At 42.8% G+C, this 14313-nt stretch carries 16 protein-coding genes; 6 read left to right on the top strand and 10 right to left on the bottom strand.

From position 1 onward, the window contains the following. The first annotated feature begins 227 nt into the window (after window positions 1-227). From EWM62_RS12340 to EWM62_RS12330, 3 genes are all read left to right on the top strand, one after another. On the top strand, window positions 228-608 hold the full coding sequence (locus EWM62_RS12340; protein WP_129876961.1) for a T9SS type A sorting domain-containing protein: 381 nt from the start codon (window positions 228-230) through the stop codon (window positions 606-608). A 339-nt stretch (window positions 609-947) separates the two neighbouring features. After that, window positions 948-1340, top strand: a complete 393-nt coding sequence (locus tag EWM62_RS12335) for a DoxX family membrane protein (protein WP_129876960.1) — start codon at window positions 948-950, stop codon at window positions 1338-1340. Window positions 1341-1522: 182 nt separating this feature from the next. Beyond that, window positions 1523-2038, top strand: coding sequence for a hypothetical protein (locus EWM62_RS12330; protein WP_129876959.1), 516 nt, complete (start codon window positions 1523-1525; stop codon window positions 2036-2038). 93 nt (window positions 2039-2131) lie between these two features. Here EWM62_RS12330 and EWM62_RS12325 read toward each other — a convergent pair whose 3' ends face one another. The 8 genes from EWM62_RS12325 to rpmB form a co-directional block, all read right to left on the bottom strand. Then, the gene (locus tag EWM62_RS12325; protein WP_129876958.1) at window positions 2132-3421 is read right to left on the bottom strand and encodes an IPT/TIG domain-containing protein; all 1290 of its coding nucleotides are present in this window, start codon (window positions 3419-3421) and stop codon (window positions 2132-2134) included. A gap of 117 nt (window positions 3422-3538) precedes the next feature. After that, window positions 3539-5149 (bottom strand): bacillithiol biosynthesis cysteine-adding enzyme BshC, encoded by a 1611-nt coding sequence (bshC, locus tag EWM62_RS12320; protein WP_129876957.1) that lies wholly within the window; start codon window positions 5147-5149, stop codon window positions 3539-3541. A gap of 113 nt (window positions 5150-5262) precedes the next feature. Continuing rightward, window positions 5263-6597, bottom strand: coding sequence for a 30S ribosomal protein S12 methylthiotransferase RimO (rimO, locus tag EWM62_RS12315; protein WP_129876956.1), 1335 nt, complete (start codon window positions 6595-6597; stop codon window positions 5263-5265). Between the two features lie 61 nt (window positions 6598-6658). Next, the gene (locus tag EWM62_RS12310; protein ID WP_129876955.1) at window positions 6659-6967 is read right to left on the bottom strand and encodes a GxxExxY protein; all 309 of its coding nucleotides are present in this window, start codon (window positions 6965-6967) and stop codon (window positions 6659-6661) included. Between the two features lie 118 nt (window positions 6968-7085). Then, the gene (ftsY, locus tag EWM62_RS12305; RefSeq protein WP_129876954.1) at window positions 7086-8048 is read right to left on the bottom strand and encodes a signal recognition particle-docking protein FtsY; all 963 of its coding nucleotides are present in this window, start codon (window positions 8046-8048) and stop codon (window positions 7086-7088) included. Window positions 8049-8220: 172 nt separating this feature from the next. Further along, window positions 8221-8382 (bottom strand): DUF4295 domain-containing protein, encoded by a 162-nt coding sequence (locus EWM62_RS12300; RefSeq protein ID WP_129876953.1) that lies wholly within the window; start codon window positions 8380-8382, stop codon window positions 8221-8223. A 76-nt stretch (window positions 8383-8458) separates the two neighbouring features. Next, entirely contained in the window at window positions 8459-8641 is a 183-nt protein-coding gene (rpmG, locus tag EWM62_RS12295; protein WP_121246452.1) for a 50S ribosomal protein L33, read from the bottom strand. A gap of 75 nt (window positions 8642-8716) precedes the next feature. Continuing rightward, the gene (rpmB, locus tag EWM62_RS12290) at window positions 8717-8950 is read right to left on the bottom strand and encodes a 50S ribosomal protein L28 (RefSeq protein ID WP_067063465.1); all 234 of its coding nucleotides are present in this window, start codon (window positions 8948-8950) and stop codon (window positions 8717-8719) included. A 290-nt stretch (window positions 8951-9240) separates the two neighbouring features. Here rpmB and acs point away from each other — a divergent pair, with 290 nt between their 5' ends. Then, entirely contained in the window at window positions 9241-11142 is a 1902-nt protein-coding gene (acs, locus tag EWM62_RS12285; RefSeq protein ID WP_129876952.1) for an acetate--CoA ligase, read from the top strand. Between the two features lie 93 nt (window positions 11143-11235). On the opposite strand, the gene EWM62_RS12280 is transcribed toward acs, so the two are convergent. Beyond that, on the bottom strand, window positions 11236-11736 hold the full coding sequence (locus EWM62_RS12280; protein WP_129876951.1) for a DinB family protein: 501 nt from the start codon (window positions 11734-11736) through the stop codon (window positions 11236-11238). 300 nt (window positions 11737-12036) lie between these two features. Here EWM62_RS12280 and EWM62_RS12275 point away from each other — a divergent pair, with 300 nt between their 5' ends. Then, the gene (locus tag EWM62_RS12275; protein WP_129876950.1) at window positions 12037-12222 is read left to right on the top strand and encodes a CsbD family protein; all 186 of its coding nucleotides are present in this window, start codon (window positions 12037-12039) and stop codon (window positions 12220-12222) included. Between the two features lie 115 nt (window positions 12223-12337). Here the strand turns inward: EWM62_RS12275 and EWM62_RS12270 are convergent, their stop codons facing one another. Further along, window positions 12338-12943, bottom strand: coding sequence for a DUF1684 domain-containing protein (locus EWM62_RS12270; RefSeq protein WP_129876949.1), 606 nt, complete (start codon window positions 12941-12943; stop codon window positions 12338-12340). A gap of 131 nt (window positions 12944-13074) precedes the next feature. On the opposite strand from EWM62_RS12270, the gene EWM62_RS12265 reads away from it, so the two are divergent. Beyond that, complete coding sequence (locus tag EWM62_RS12265; RefSeq protein WP_129876948.1) at window positions 13075-14310, top strand: hypothetical protein; 1236 nt, start codon at window positions 13075-13077, stop codon at window positions 14308-14310. Window positions 14311-14313 lie beyond the last annotated feature (3 nt).

The raw sequence follows: 14313 nt of genomic DNA, 5'->3' as shown, positions 1-14313 counted from the left end.
ATCTACAGGCAGCCAAAGTTTACCGACGGGCGGGCAATTTTAACAGCCGGAAGCCGGGTTTAAACCATCAAAACCACAAAATGTGCTTTCGCCGAATAAAAACGTGCCTTCATCTATTTGTTGGGCGTGCCGGTCTATCGCGTTTTTTTGATGATGTAAAGAGTTGTTGCTTTGGGTATTGAAAGTCAATAACAAATTTTAAAAACATAATTAAAAACAAAAACATCATGAAAAAGTCATTCACATTAGCAGCATTATTATTAGTACTAAGCACAGGTTTATTTGCATCGGCACCTGCCAAAACGGTTGCCGATGGCGATGCCAACAGCGCCATTGTTTTCCAGGCCATGCGCACTGCCTTAGGTTTCGGTGTTACTATTAATAACCCCACAGCAACAAAATCATTTGTAACCATTACCGATAACAACAATCACGTGATACTGCTTGATAAATTGGGCAAAGGCAAATCGATAGAAAAAGCTTATAACCTTTCTGAACTGGAAAACGGCACTTACACAGTTACTGTTACAGCTAATAACAGCACAGTTACAAAAAAGATGAACGTTTACGAAGAGTACGGCAACAAAGCTTATTTGTTTTTACAATAGGCCTGATTGCTTAACGCCTCTTTGGTAGAAGGGGCGTTTTTTTGTTCCCAATTCCAACGGTTAAAAACAGCCTTCTATCTATATTCTTTAGCCCGCTGTCTATCGCGTTTTTATATCAGCTTGCAAAAATATTCCTTTGCGGTTAATGATCTATAGGCCACCTGCCACAAGAAATAGCACGGGGATTACAGGGGGTGCTTTTGTGAGATTTAGTTAACCCCGGTATTCTTCGTGCTTGTTACATTAATAAAGGCCATAGCGTTTGCTACGGCCTTTTGTATGCTGTTGGGTTAGTAAATATTATTACTTAAATTGGCATAACCATTACAGGCCATCATCATGAAAAGTATCACTTTAATAGCCCGACTGCTGCTCGGCTTTATATTCCTGGTATTCGGGTCGGATTATTTTTTTCACTTTATTGATAAGATCGTCAGTTTCCCGGACATTGGCGATAAGGCTAATAATTATTTAGGCGCATTTGCAGCCACAGGTTATTTTTTCCCGATATTAAAATCCATCGAAATAGTATGCGGGGTGTTGCTGCTTATCAACCGTTATGCCGCCTTTATCGCGGTGGTAGTATTCCCCATAACCCTTAATATATTTTTATTTGATGCCTTCATGGCGCCCTCGCTGTTGTATATGGGTGGAGGGATGATGATATTGAACGTGATTTTACTGTATGCGTACAGGCGTAGTTATAGCAGCATACTTGCTTCTAAACCCTGATCTCAAAAAATCTCTTCGTTTGCGTATGAAGTTTGTAAAGGATTGATCTTTAAACTTTTGCACCTATTATTGCGATAATTTTTATCGTAAAAGGCTATAATATTTCTTTGAACAAAGCAACTTGGCATCCTTATTGTTTACAACGTACCGAAGTACACAAGTACAATTTTAAAAATAACATTATGAAATTTATTAAGACATTGATTTTTTCGGTCGTAGCCCTTGGGGCAGTTACTCTTAGCTCGTGCACAAAAGATGACGATAACGACATAGTGGCATCAGCCACAATTTCGGCCAGTATTGACGGGACAGAAACCACCTTTAATAAAAACGTAGTTGGTACAACAGGATCTGTAAACGGTGCAACCTTTACCAGTATACAGGGTTCTGATGCAGCCGGTAACACCTTATCGGTAACTATTACGGGCGCATTAACCGCAGGCAAAACTTACGTAGCTACTTCTGGTAATGATGATGAAAAACCGGTTATCCTGTACACCACAACCGACAACGAAGCCTATTTAAATGCCGACGATGATGTTTCAAATGCTGTGAGTGTTACACTTTCATCCGTATCATCAAACAATACTATCCAGGGATCATTTAAGGGTAAGGTTAGTACCTTATTGGTTGGTAACGGGGCAGTAAAAAGTAAAACCGTAACTAACGGTAAGTTTAACGTTAAGGTAAACCAATAATATAAGCTTACAAAATTGAAAATGCCTCCCGGTTTATCGGGAGGCATTTTTTTTGTTATAGTTTGACGACTTGCAAAAAACGAAGCATAACAGCTATTGCAAGCCTACTTTTAAGATTTGATTTTTGTAATCATCCGTAATATAACAATTACCTTTTTCATCTGCAGTCATTCCATAAGCTTCATAAAAGGCCCTCGCATTTACTGTTAAGCTGTTCGTGGTTTTTACAGCCGGTTTCTCAGAAAGTGACGTTTTTACACCAGTAGGGCTAATTCTTAGAATTTGATACCGTTCACTTCCTATATATTTATTCCCCTTGCTATCTGCAGCTATCGCACCTAAGCCATAGCTGGAAAAACCTGCTGCCGAAACATCCAATCGTGTAATCCCCGTGTTGTTTATTTTATATGCCGAATTAACAGAGTAAGGATGGTCAGAAAGTGCTACATCAGTAAAGTATATATTATTTTCGTAATCAATAGCTATCGTAGCAAGGCTACCCGTTTGTCCACCTGTTTGGATATATGTTGTAACCTCGCCCGAAGTTGTTATTTTTCTAAGATTACTATTATAACGATCAGTTACATACAGGTCGCCATTATCATTTACAGCAATTCCTCTTAATTCTCCAAACTCAGCTACACGCCCGTTACCGTTTTTATAACCTTTTACACCACTGCCTGCAACTGTAGTGACTACGCCTTCAGGAGTGATCTTTCTAATAACATAACCCGCAAGTTCAGTCACAAATAAATTTTCATTTTTATCGATAGCTATTGCAAAAGGGTGGTTGAAACTTGCTGCAACACCACTGCCGTCTGTAGACCCGGCAGTGCCATTACCTGCAAATGTTGTTACTACTCCATCTTTGGTTACTTTTTTAATTCGATTGCTGCCCTCATCAGCCACAAAAATATCTCCGTTAGCGTTTACAGCCAACCCTGAAGGATGGTTAAGTGAACCATTTCCGGCAAGCACAGTAATTAGCTGAGTATAATTATACGTAAAAGCCGGCCCTGTGGCGGATTTTTTGCCATTGACGACCTTAATAACGCCTGTGCCCGCGCTTAGTGGCACCGCCACCTTTAGTTGTATACCCGTTGCTGCTGCTACTACTGCCTCTTTATTGTTAAACGTGACTTTGTTACCCGGTGCTAAAAGATTAAATCCCGACCCGTTTATCAAAACAGTATCATTATAGCGCCCTTCATTAACGCTCAACGAAGTTATAATCACTTCGTCCTGCACGGGTGTTGCAGGTTCTTCCGGTTTAGCAGGAATTACAGGTACTGGTGTATCTTTATGTTTTGAACAACTTGAAAAGAAAATATTTACCGCCAATAAAGCGGTAATAATAATAAACGGAATTAATCGGGGCCTCATATCGTGCAGATTGTTAACGCGTTACAAAGGTAACAAAAGTAGGGGTAACCCAGATGCAGTAGGTGCCTTTTGTTTGGCTATTCTATAAGTCAATTCCCTGAATTTCAAAAAAATAGTTTACTCCGTCAGCACGGTAAACTTAAAATCAAGCGGTTCGAAATTGCGGATGAGCTCGTCAATAAAAAGCTGGCCCCATTTTACGTAGCTGAGGCCAAAATTCTCTGAACGCTCCTGCAGGCTGTTGTTGGGGAATATATCTGCTTTGATGTGTTCTATTTGTTCCAGGCGGGTGTGGTAGTTACATTTTTCGGCCTTTACCAGTTTCTTTTGCAGGTTATCGATAGCGTGTTTAAGGCGCGCCTGTACCGCGGCAGCCGATGGTTCAAGCGTACTATCTATTTTATGGGCGCGTAGTTTAATCTTTTCAAAAGCACGTTCCAGTTCGCGCCATTCGTCGGCCAGGGTAAGGTCGTGGCTGCTATGTTTTTTTACCCAGTTGTTTTTGATCTCGTCGGCGCTTTTAAAGATCTCGGCAGGGGCAAGCTCCATGCTTTTTATTTTGGCCGCGGTTTCCTTACGGATAATCAGCCCCGAGTTACGTAATATCAGTATCGGGAAATCAACTTTATAAAAATCGAAGTTGGATTTAAGCTCCAGCCAGTAAACCAGTTCGGCGCCGCCACCTACGTAGGCAATATTTGGTAAAATACACTCCTGGTAAAGCGGGCGCATCACCACGTTGGGGCTAAACCTTTCGGGGGCGGTTTTTATTTCCTGTTTTAGTTCAGCTTCGGTAAAGCTGATGTCGGTATTCATTACACTGTAACGGTCGTTCTCAAAAACAAGGCGTTCGCGCAGGTTATCTTTCAGGTAAAAAAAGTTGATCTCGCGCGGGTTTACCTGGATGTGTACGCCAAGCTTTTGTAGTTGCTCGTTAGCGGCGGTAATATTTTTAAAGCTGTTTTGCTGAATGATATCCTGTTCGATGATAGGAGCAAAAGATTCTTTAAGGCGATGGTCGTCGGCATCGATAATAACTACACCATAGCGGCCAAAAAGGGCATTTACCAGGTAGCGGGTGGCATCGGCAAGCTTATCAAATTTAGTGTAAGCAGTTTCTACCATTTCACCAAGCTCTGACGAGTGCCCATCTATACCCAGCACACCTTTATACTGGTTAATAGCCTGGCGCATAGTATCGGGGTTGATACGCCCCGTAGCGCCCGAAGCTTCGTACCACCAATGCACTTTTTTGCCGCCGATGTTGGTGTAGTTTATCTCCGCAAAATCATGGTCTTCGGATGCCATCCAGTAAACTGGCACAAAATCCTTATCGGGATGCGCCTCTTTTAGCTGCCTGCAAAGTTTTATAGCGGTAACTATCTTGTAAATAAAGTATAGCGGACCCGTAAATATATTCAGCTGGTGGCCGGTAGTAACGGTGTACGTATCCGTTTCTTTTAGGAGTTCGATGCGTTTGCGGATAAGCCCGGCAGATTCCAGTTCCGGTTCGCCGTTTTGTGAACTGCCAAAATATTGCTCTAATAAAACCTCAACCAGCAGGTCGCGGTTGGCAATAACTTTTTTGTGATCAAAAAACTCGGCGAAACCTTTAAGGGTGGGGCGGTGACTGTAAAACGACCTTAACTCCGGAACGTTCTCCAGGTAATCGATAACCGTTTGGGAAAAATACCCGGTGTCTTTATAATCAATACAGGCTGCGTCCATTTTATTTACGATTGCAGATTTACGGTTTTAGATTTGGCCTAATCCCTGTAAATCAGAAAGTCGAAATTAGATTTTAAAATGTTAATAGCAACATGCAGCCTGCAAAAAGGGTTTTATTTTACAATTTGTCCATAAAGGTCAAAATCCTCGGCGGTGTCGATCTTTACGTTAACAAAGGTGCCCACAGCTGCGTAATCAATAGCTGCATCAATTAATACCTCGTTATCAACCTCCGGCGAATCAAATTCGGTACGGCCTACAAAGTAACCGCCGTCTTTTTTATCAATAAGCACTTTGTAGGTGTTGCCTATCTTCTCCTGGTTTTTATCGAAGGAGATGCCCTGCTGAATTTCCATAATGGCGTCGGCGCGTTCCTGCTTTACTTCCTCGGGAACATCATCGATCAGGCTATGTGCGTGTGTTTTTTCCTCGTGCGAATAAGTGAAACAGCCCAGGCGGTCGAATTTGGTTTCTTCTACCCATTGCGCCATTTCTTCAAAGTCCTGCTGGGTTTCGCCGGGGTAGCCGGTTATCAGTGTAGTACGCATGGCGATGTTTGGCACGCGGTCGCGAATTTCGTTCACCACATCAATGGTTTTTTGTTTGGTAAGCCCGCGGCGCATCGATTTTAGCATGTTATCTGTAATGTGCTGTAAAGGCATATCCAGGTACTTGCAAATGTTATCGCGCTCGTTCATCACATCCAAAACGTCCATCGGGAAGCCCGAAGGGTAGGCGTACTGCATTCTGATCCATTCTACGCCGTTCACATCGCTAAGGCGGCGTAACAATTCGTCGAGGTTACGTTTGCCGTACAGGTCGAGGCCGTAGTAGGTCAGGTCCTGCGCTATTAGTATCAGTTCTTTGGTGCCGTTCTTCACCAGGCTTTCAGCATTTTTAACCAATTGGTCGATAGGTGTACTCACATGTTTGCCGCGCATCAGCGGGATGGCGCAGAACGAGCAGGGGCGGTTACAGCCCTCGGCAATTTTAAAGTAAGCAAAATGTGATGGGGTGGTTAATAAACGCTCGCCAATAAGTTCGTGGCGGTAATCTGCACCGATGTTTTGCAGGATATTTTGCAGGTCGTTAGTACCGAAGTAGGCGTCAACATTGGTTATTTCGGCTTCCAACTCGGGCTTGTAGCGCTCGCTTAAGCAGCCGGTAACGATGACTTTACCAACCTTGCCCTGGTCTTTAAGCTCACTATATTGCAGTATGGTATCGATAGATTCCTGCTTGGCATTGTCAATAAAGCCGCAGGTATTTATAACGATTATATCATCGCTGCGCATCTTATCAGACTCGTGAACCACGTCATAAGCGCTGCCCTTAAGCTGGCCCATGAGTACCTCACTATCGTATATATTTTTTGAACAGCCTAAAGTAACCACGTTTACACGAGGTTTCTTTGTTAGTATCGGCTTTGTAATTTCTTTTGTCCTCATTATGTTTTTTCACAGATTTCACTGATTTTTTTGATTCCACCGATTTTGTCAATGGGTTAAATTAAACAGAGAATCGTTTTATAGAACAGCTTACGTTACCAAAGTTTATAAGCAGTCCGGTTTTTACTTTGGCTGCCCTTAAATACGACAGCACTTGTTTTTGAAATAATACAGGTGTATAAATTCCTGCAAATGATTTTATCTCGATAATAACCTTGTTTTCAATAAAAAAGTCACAGCGAAAATGGCCAACGAGTTTATCTTTAAAATACAGATTAAACTCCTTTTCTATCTCAAAGCTCAATCCTTCTAATTGAAGTTGGTGTTGTAGCGCTTTGGAATATATTTTTTCTAAAAACCCTGGTCCCAACCCTTTGTGAACTCAAAGCAGCAACCAATTATTTTCTCGGTTAACAAATCTTTTTCAAACTCCGCCATTTCTAATCAGTGAAATCGTCTTAATCTATATTAATCGGTGAAAACAATAATTATTTAAATAGGCTGTTTACGAACTCGTTCCTATCAAACAATTGCAAATGCTCCATACCTTCGCCTACACCTATGTACTTTACCGGGATCTTAAACTGATCTGATATCCCTATCACCACGCCGCCTTTTGCGGTGCCATCAAGCTTGGTTAGGGCAAGAGCATTAACGGCCGTTGCCTCGGTGAACTGTTTGCATTGCTCAATGGCGTTTTGCCCGGTTGATGCATCCAGCACCAGCAGTATCTCGTGCGGTGCGCCGGGTACCACCTTTTGCATTACGTTTTTAATTTTGGTAAGCTCGTTCATCAGGCCTACCTTATTATGTAAACGGCCGGCGGTATCAATTATGGCCACATCGTCGCCATTGGCCACCGCCGATCGCAAAGTATCGTACGCGACAGATGCCGGATCGCTGCCCATAGCCTGGGCTACAACCTTTACGTCAACACGTTCGCCCCAAAGTTTTATCTGGTCAACCGCCGCCGCGCGAAAGGTATCGGCAGCGCCTAATACTACCTGGTTGCCTGCTTGTTTTAGTTTGTGGGCCAGTTTGCCTATGGTAGTGGTTTTGCCTACGCCATTTACGCCAACTACCATTATCACATAAGGCTTTTGCGAGCCGTATTCAAACGTACGGAAATCGTTACTATTGTTTTCGGCCAGCAACTGTTGGATCTCATCCTTCAGCAGGTTGTTAAGTTCGGATGTGTTAACGTATTTATCTTTTGCCACACGCGCCTGGATGCGCCCGATGATCTTGAGAGTAGTGCTTACACCAACATCTGATGTTACCAGCACTTCCTCCAGGTCGTCCAGCACATCATCATCAACGGTGCTTTTACCGGCAATTACTTTGGTTATCTTGGAGAAGAAATTGTCCTTTGTTTTTTCCAGGCCGGTGTCAAGCGCCTGCTGTTCCTGCTGCGTGGTTTCCTTTTTCTTGAAAAAATCAAATAATCCCATAAGTAAGATGTGCAGATTTTAAATGTGCAGATATGCAAATTAACAATTCTAACCGGGATGTTTGGATATTATGGTTGGCATATTTGCGTATCATCCTATCAGCGCATCCGCAATAACAAAAAAAGCCCTCTCGTTGCGAACAAGACGGCTTTTATATTTTAATTAAAAGTTATTACTGTTTACCAGCAATAGCATCTTTGATGAAATCGTTAGCAACAATTTGCTCTTTGAACGAGTAAGCACCCGTACGTGGTGATTTGCTCATTGTGATCACTTTTGAAAACTCTTTTCCTTTACCCGCTACTTTCAGCGTTGCAACTACTTTCTTAGCCATGTTTTTATGTTTTTATAAGTTGTGCTTACAATTACAGGTTAATTATAATCCTGCAACCTACAGCAATCAGCTTAGATTATTTAATCTCTTTGTGTAAAGTTACCTTCCTTAAAACCGGGTTAAATTTTTTCATTTCCAGTCTTTCGGTAGTGTTCTTTTTGTTTTTGGTGGTAATATAACGAGACATACCCGGCATGCCGCTGGTTTTATGCTCTGTGCATTCTAAAATTACCTGAACCCTGTTGCCTTTCTTAGCCATTTTCTTTTATGTTTTGAGTTGCCTGCCAATGGTAGGATATCACATCTTTACCGTAGCCCCAACAATCTATTAATATTAAATAGAGCCTTTTTTTACAAACTTGTTGATACAAGCTGTTATACCGTTTTTGGTAATGGTTTTAAGTGCCGAAGTAGATACTTTCAAAGTGATCCATTTATCTTCTTCAGGGATATAAAACCTTTTTAGTTTTAAGTTAGGATAAAACTTGCGCTTGGTTTTAACGTTTGAGTTAGAAACGTTAAAGCCGTTCATGTAGCCTTTTCCTGTTAAATCACAAATTCTTGACATGACAAATATTTTTTAATTCTCGTTCTTTTCCTAAAAAGAGTTTGCAAATATCAGGTTTTTAAGTGAGATAGGCAATAGTGTTTTTAAAATATTTCGAATATTTTTAACATCGCTAAAAGCACTGTATTCGGCACCCGCTTTATTGCCCAAACTTGCTGATATGTTCCTAACAGGAACTCCCTGTAAAGTAATGTGTATAAAATACACTTTTTAAAATATTTTAAAAAGTTGAAATTTAATGCGCGGATAGCTCATAAATTACTAATTTACGCCACCATTTATATACTGCCATGCAAGTAAAATCATTTGAAGAATACCAGCAGGTGTACCGCAAAAGCGTTGAACAGCCTGAACAATTTTGGGAAGAAATAGCCAATAATTTTTTATGGAAAAAGAAGTGGGACAAGGTACTGGACTGGAATTTTAAAGAACCTAAAATTGAATGGTTTAAAGGCGCCAAACTTAATATTACCGAAAACTGCCTCGACCGCCATCTGGAAAAGAACGGAGATACCCCTGCCATAATCTGGGAACCAAATGACCCTGCCGAAGATCATCGTATTTTAACGTACCGCCAGTTGCACGATAAAGTTTGCCAGTTTGCCAATGTGCTAAAAAATAATGGAGCCAAAAAGGGCGACCGCATTTGTATATATATGCCTATGGTGCCCGAGCTGGCCATTGCCGTACTGGCCTGTGCCCGCATAGGTGCCATCCACTCGGTGGTGTTTGGGGGCTTTTCGGCGCAATCTATTGCCGATAGGATAAAGGATGCTGAATGTAATATTGTGATAACCGCCGATGGCGGTTACAGGGGGAACAAGGAAATCCCGCTGAAATCAATTATTGATGACGCGCTGGTGCAGTGTTCATCAGTAAAAAAAGTTATCGTTTTAACCCGCAGCCGTACACCTGTATCGATGATAAAAGGGCGCGATGTATGGTGGGAAGATGAAGTTAAAAAGGTGGAAACCCAGGGCAACCTGGATTGCCCTGCCGAAGAAATGGATGCCGAAGATATGCTGTTTGTGCTCTATACATCCGGCTCGACAGGTAAGCCAAAAGGCGTGGTGCACACCTGCGGTGGCTATATGGTTTATACCGGCTACACCTTTAGCAATGCCTTCCGGTACCAGCCCGGCGAGGTTTATTTTTGTACGGCAGATATCGGCTGGATAACCGGTCACTCATACATTGCTTACGGGCCGCTTACACAGGGGGCAACATCGGTAATGTTCGAGGGAATCCCGTCATGGCCAAACCAGGGCCGCCTTTGGGACATTGTTGCAAAGTATAAAGTGAACATATTATATACCGCTCCAACGGCCATCCGCTCGCTGATGAGCTTTGGCGATGATGCGTTAAAAGGAAAAGATTTCAGCTCGCTTACCAAGCTTGGCTCGGTTGGCGAACCCATAAACGAGGAAGCCTGGCACTGGTTTAACGATAAAATAGGGCAGGGCAAATGCCCCATAGTAGATACCTGGTGGCAAACCGAAACCGGCGGCTTTATGATATCACCCATAGCGGGTATAACGCCAACCAAACCGGGCTATGCTACCTTGCCATTACCTGGTGTACAACCCGTTTTGGTTGACGAGAACGGTAAAGAGATTGAAGGTAACGGCGTAAGCGGTAACCTTTGTATGAAATTCCCGTGGCCGGGCATGCTGCGTACTACCTACGGCGACCACGAGCGTTGCCGCCAAACCTACTTTGCCACTTACCCCAACCTGTATTTTACAGGCGATGGCTGCTTACGCGACGAGGATGGTTATTACCGCATTACCGGCCGTGTAGATGATGTGCTGAATGTCTCGGGCCACCGCATTGGTACCGCCGAGGTAGAGAATGCCATCAACATGCACAGCAGCGTGGTAGAAAGCGCCGTGGTGGGTTACCCGCACGATATTAAGGGCCAGGGTGTTTATGCCTTTGTGGTATGCCCCAACCTGCACGACGATCCCGAGCTTACCAAAAAAGATATCATCATGACGGTAGCGCGCATCATAGGCGCCATTGCCAAGCCGGATAAGATCCAGTTTGTAAGCGGACTGCCAAAAACGCGTTCGGGCAAAATTATGCGCCGGATACTGAGGAAGATCGCCGAAGGCGATACCGCTAACTTAGGCGATACCAGCACCTTGCTTGATCCTGCTATAGTGGACGAGATAAAGGCAGGAGCATTGTAAAGAACCAAGACTATTATAAGAGCCATGAAACAGGAAATTGCGCTGCAGCATCTTGTTTCATGGCTTTTGTTTTTATGGGATCAGCTTAAATGTTTATTTGATTTTTGAAATGATAGTCTTCAGTTGATGGATATGCCTTTGGGTGTGAACCGTGAAAAAACCGATCCATTCCATACGGGTAAATTCGCCAAACCCTGGTATGGCAAAATCCAGGCAGATCTCCGTTAGGTCTTTATTGATAATTACCTCCCGTAAATCTGCGATCCTTGCTTTTAACGAGGCAAGCAGGTTGTCTTTGTTTATCACATCATTTGTCGGAAGGATCTCTTTTGGCGATTCCATTTTTATAGTATAGTCTAAAAATAGTTTACTTACCTCGGCCGATTTTTCGTCAGGCGCGCGGTCTGCCGCTTTTACATTCCCGTTTAAAACAGCACCTGCATCATAAGATCTGGTAACATGATCGCCCACCTGGCCTGCTGTCCAGCTGTCTTCAAAAGGAACCTTATTGAGTTGCTCGTCGCTGAGCGGGGCAAGTAATTCAATTAACTCATCTGTCGTTTTATCAAAACGGTTTAAAATTTCGTCTTTCATAGTTTATAAGTTTAATATCCTTTATCAATTATGTACAATACAAAGCTATGGCCGTAATACCACTATTCGAGGGTGCTATTAGGACATACTAAGGGGGCGATTGCGCCAAAGAGCCGCGCGCATCTTGCCGCCGTTAATTGAACTATGCGGCCGGAGGCCTCCTAATAATGATCACTCGCCCGGGGGCGAGCGACTGCGTCTTATTAATTTAGGGTAGATTAAACCAGTCTTTCGCCTTTTATCAAACCAAACTACTTATCAAGCGTTCTCTATTTACATCTAAAATAGGAGAAACAAATCATGGATAAGTTAGAATTAAAAGGCGGCTGGAACGAGTTGAAAGGGAAAATAAAACAAGCCTACGGCGATTTGACAGACGACGACCTGGTACACGAAGAAGGTAAGGACGACGAAACACTTGGTCGCTTACAGCAAAAAACAGGCAAAACCCGCGAAGACCTGGTAAACTGGATAAACAGCCTTTAGAGGTTAGTGATCAGCGATTAGCTGCACACACTGCAACAACTAAAAAAAGGACAAAAGATAAAGGTGGTTAGACCTCTGTTTTTTGTCCTTTGTCTTTTCGTCCTTTCTCAAAATATTACATGTGTTTTTTCTCCCCCGTATATTGTTTCTCGCCGGCTTCAACTTTTAGCTTCAGGGTATTTTCTCGTGGCGGCATAGGGCATTGGTAGCCATCGCTGTAAGCGCAATATGGGTTATAGGCTTTATTAAAATCAATTTGGGTGTGGCCGTTTTTAATGTCGGTAGTTTTAAGGTCGATGTACCGCCCGCCGCCATAAGTTTCTTCAGAATTTGTTTGATCTAAAAATGGCAGGAAAAGGTAATCGGCAAATTCCGGCCGTTTAGATAGGGTTACGTTTTGGTAGATAAACAGTTGCTGCGGTTTACCATTCAGCATGAATTTGATCCGCGCATAACGGATGTGCTCTTGTTGCGCGCCGTTAAATGTAGGCATCTTAAATATCGGTTGACCGGTCAGTAATTCCACTTCGGCATTTACCCGGTAGGTGCTGTCGGCATCAAAAAAGTGCAGGTTAGGCAAGTCGGCTTCTTTTAATGGCGAATGTTTATCCGTTATAAAATCGGCTTTATATTGTTTACGATGGGCGGAAAGCATGGTGTTATAATCTTGCGCCATGCAATTAAAGGATACAAATGTTAAAAAGATAACCAGGTATTTCATGTTATGGTGTTAAACTGCAATTTATAAAATATTGACCCGGGTAAAATGCTTATTTACAGCAACTTTTATCGATTTTATTTTTAATTATAATTAATCTAAATAAGAATTATATTTGCAGGCAAATTTGAGCTATGCAATTCAAGAAAGTTACTTTAATCATATTATTAATAGCCGGCCTGTTCATAAACAAAGCATCGGCACAGGTTTTAACACAGGAAGATTCCCTTTCGGCGGGTTTAATTCATAAACAACAGGCGACTGTTATCTCGGGTTATGGCGAAGCTAAATATGGCATCGATACGAAAAGAAAAAGCGCCGAAGCAAGCCTTAAAAGGGTAGTGCTTTTCTTAGGGCATAAATTCAACAATAAAATATCCCTTTTTACCGAATTAGAGGTTGAAGACGCGCTGGTAGCCAACGGCGGCAATAGCAGTGGCCTGGGCGAAATTTCAATGGAGCAGGCTTTTTTAAAATTCAACCTTAATCCCAATACTTATTTAGTGGCCGGTTTATTTGTACCCCGTATAGGTTTTATAAACGAGAACCACCTGCCTACAACTTTTAACGGTGTCGACAGGCCCTTTCTGGAAGAGCAAATTATTCCATCAACCTGGCGCGAAGTGGGCGTTGGCTTATACGGTCAGTTCACACAGATCCCCGGTTTAAACTATAGTTTATCGGTTACCAACGGCTTAAACTCCGAAGGTTTTAACAGTGCTAATGGTATTGGCGGCGGCAGGCAACTGGGCCAGGCGGCCAATGGTTTAAACCTTGGTGTTAACGCCGCTTTATTATATTACGTGGGCGATTTCAGGATCCAGGCATCAGGCTATATTGGCGGTTCAACAGCTAAGGAACAGCGCGTGGCCGATAGCCTGCAGCTTAACTCGGGGGTGTTTGGTAACCCGGTATCATTGGGCGAGGTAAATATGCAGTACTCGGCATCGGGTATTACGGTGCGTGCTATAGGTACGGTTGTTAATATCAAAAATGCGGATGCTATTAACCGCGCTTTTGCCAATAATACCCCGCAAACCATGTATGGCGGATACGCCGAAGTAGGATACGACCTGCTATACCCGGCAAGCAAAGGCGAAAAGGCTTTCATCATTTTTGGCCGGTACGAATACCTGAACCTGAACGCCAAAATACCATCGAACGGGATAGAGAACAAAGCAAACGAAAAGCATTATATAGTTGGGGGCTTCACCTACAAGCCCATCAGGGGTATAGCCATTAAAGGCGATTATGTGCGACGTATGACCGGCGATTTTAACCAGGCCCTTATTGTAACACCGTTTCCGCAGCAGGTACCGTATTTCAAAAACAACGGGTTTATAAACTTAGGCGTTGCCTATAATTTTTAATAA

It is taken from the genome of Mucilaginibacter terrigena (assembly GCF_004168255.1).
In the GTDB taxonomy this organism is placed as follows: Bacteria; Bacteroidota; Bacteroidia; order Sphingobacteriales; family Sphingobacteriaceae; genus Mucilaginibacter; species Mucilaginibacter terrigena.
Note: the sequence above shows the minus strand (reverse complement) of the source record. Positions and strands in the feature narration are given on the sequence as shown.

What these genes read in the sequence shown, in the direction of transcription:
- EWM62_RS12340 (WP_129876961.1), top strand. Translation starts at nt 228, where the DNA reads ATGAAAAAGTCATTCACATTAGCAGCATTATTATTAGTACTAAGCACA.
- EWM62_RS12335 (WP_129876960.1), top strand. Translation starts at nt 948, where the DNA reads ATGAAAAGTATCACTTTAATAGCCCGACTGCTGCTCGGCTTTATATTC.
- EWM62_RS12330 (WP_129876959.1), top strand. Translation starts at nt 1,523, where the DNA reads ATGAAATTTATTAAGACATTGATTTTTTCGGTCGTAGCCCTTGGGGCA.
- EWM62_RS12325 (WP_129876958.1), bottom strand. Translation starts at nt 3,421, where the DNA reads ATGAGGCCCCGATTAATTCCGTTTATTATTATTACCGCTTTATTGGCG.
- bshC (WP_129876957.1), bottom strand. Translation starts at nt 5,149, where the DNA reads ATGGACGCAGCCTGTATTGATTATAAAGACACCGGGTATTTTTCCCAA.
- rimO (WP_129876956.1), bottom strand. Translation starts at nt 6,597, where the DNA reads ATGAGGACAAAAGAAATTACAAAGCCGATACTAACAAAGAAACCTCGT.
- ftsY (WP_129876954.1), bottom strand. Translation starts at nt 8,048, where the DNA reads ATGGGATTATTTGATTTTTTCAAGAAAAAGGAAACCACGCAGCAGGAA.
- EWM62_RS12300 (WP_129876953.1), bottom strand. Translation starts at nt 8,382, where the DNA reads ATGGCTAAGAAAGTAGTTGCAACGCTGAAAGTAGCGGGTAAAGGAAAA.
- rpmG (WP_121246452.1), bottom strand. Translation starts at nt 8,641, where the DNA reads ATGGCTAAGAAAGGCAACAGGGTTCAGGTAATTTTAGAATGCACAGAG.
- rpmB (WP_067063465.1), bottom strand. Translation starts at nt 8,950, where the DNA reads ATGTCAAGAATTTGTGATTTAACAGGAAAAGGCTACATGAACGGCTTT.
- acs (WP_129876952.1), top strand. Translation starts at nt 9,241, where the DNA reads ATGCAAGTAAAATCATTTGAAGAATACCAGCAGGTGTACCGCAAAAGC.
- EWM62_RS12280 (WP_129876951.1), bottom strand. Translation starts at nt 11,736, where the DNA reads ATGAAAGACGAAATTTTAAACCGTTTTGATAAAACGACAGATGAGTTA.
- EWM62_RS12275 (WP_129876950.1), top strand. Translation starts at nt 12,037, where the DNA reads ATGGATAAGTTAGAATTAAAAGGCGGCTGGAACGAGTTGAAAGGGAAA.
- EWM62_RS12270 (WP_129876949.1), bottom strand. Translation starts at nt 12,943, where the DNA reads ATGAAATACCTGGTTATCTTTTTAACATTTGTATCCTTTAATTGCATG.
- EWM62_RS12265 (WP_129876948.1), top strand. Translation starts at nt 13,075, where the DNA reads ATGCAATTCAAGAAAGTTACTTTAATCATATTATTAATAGCCGGCCTG.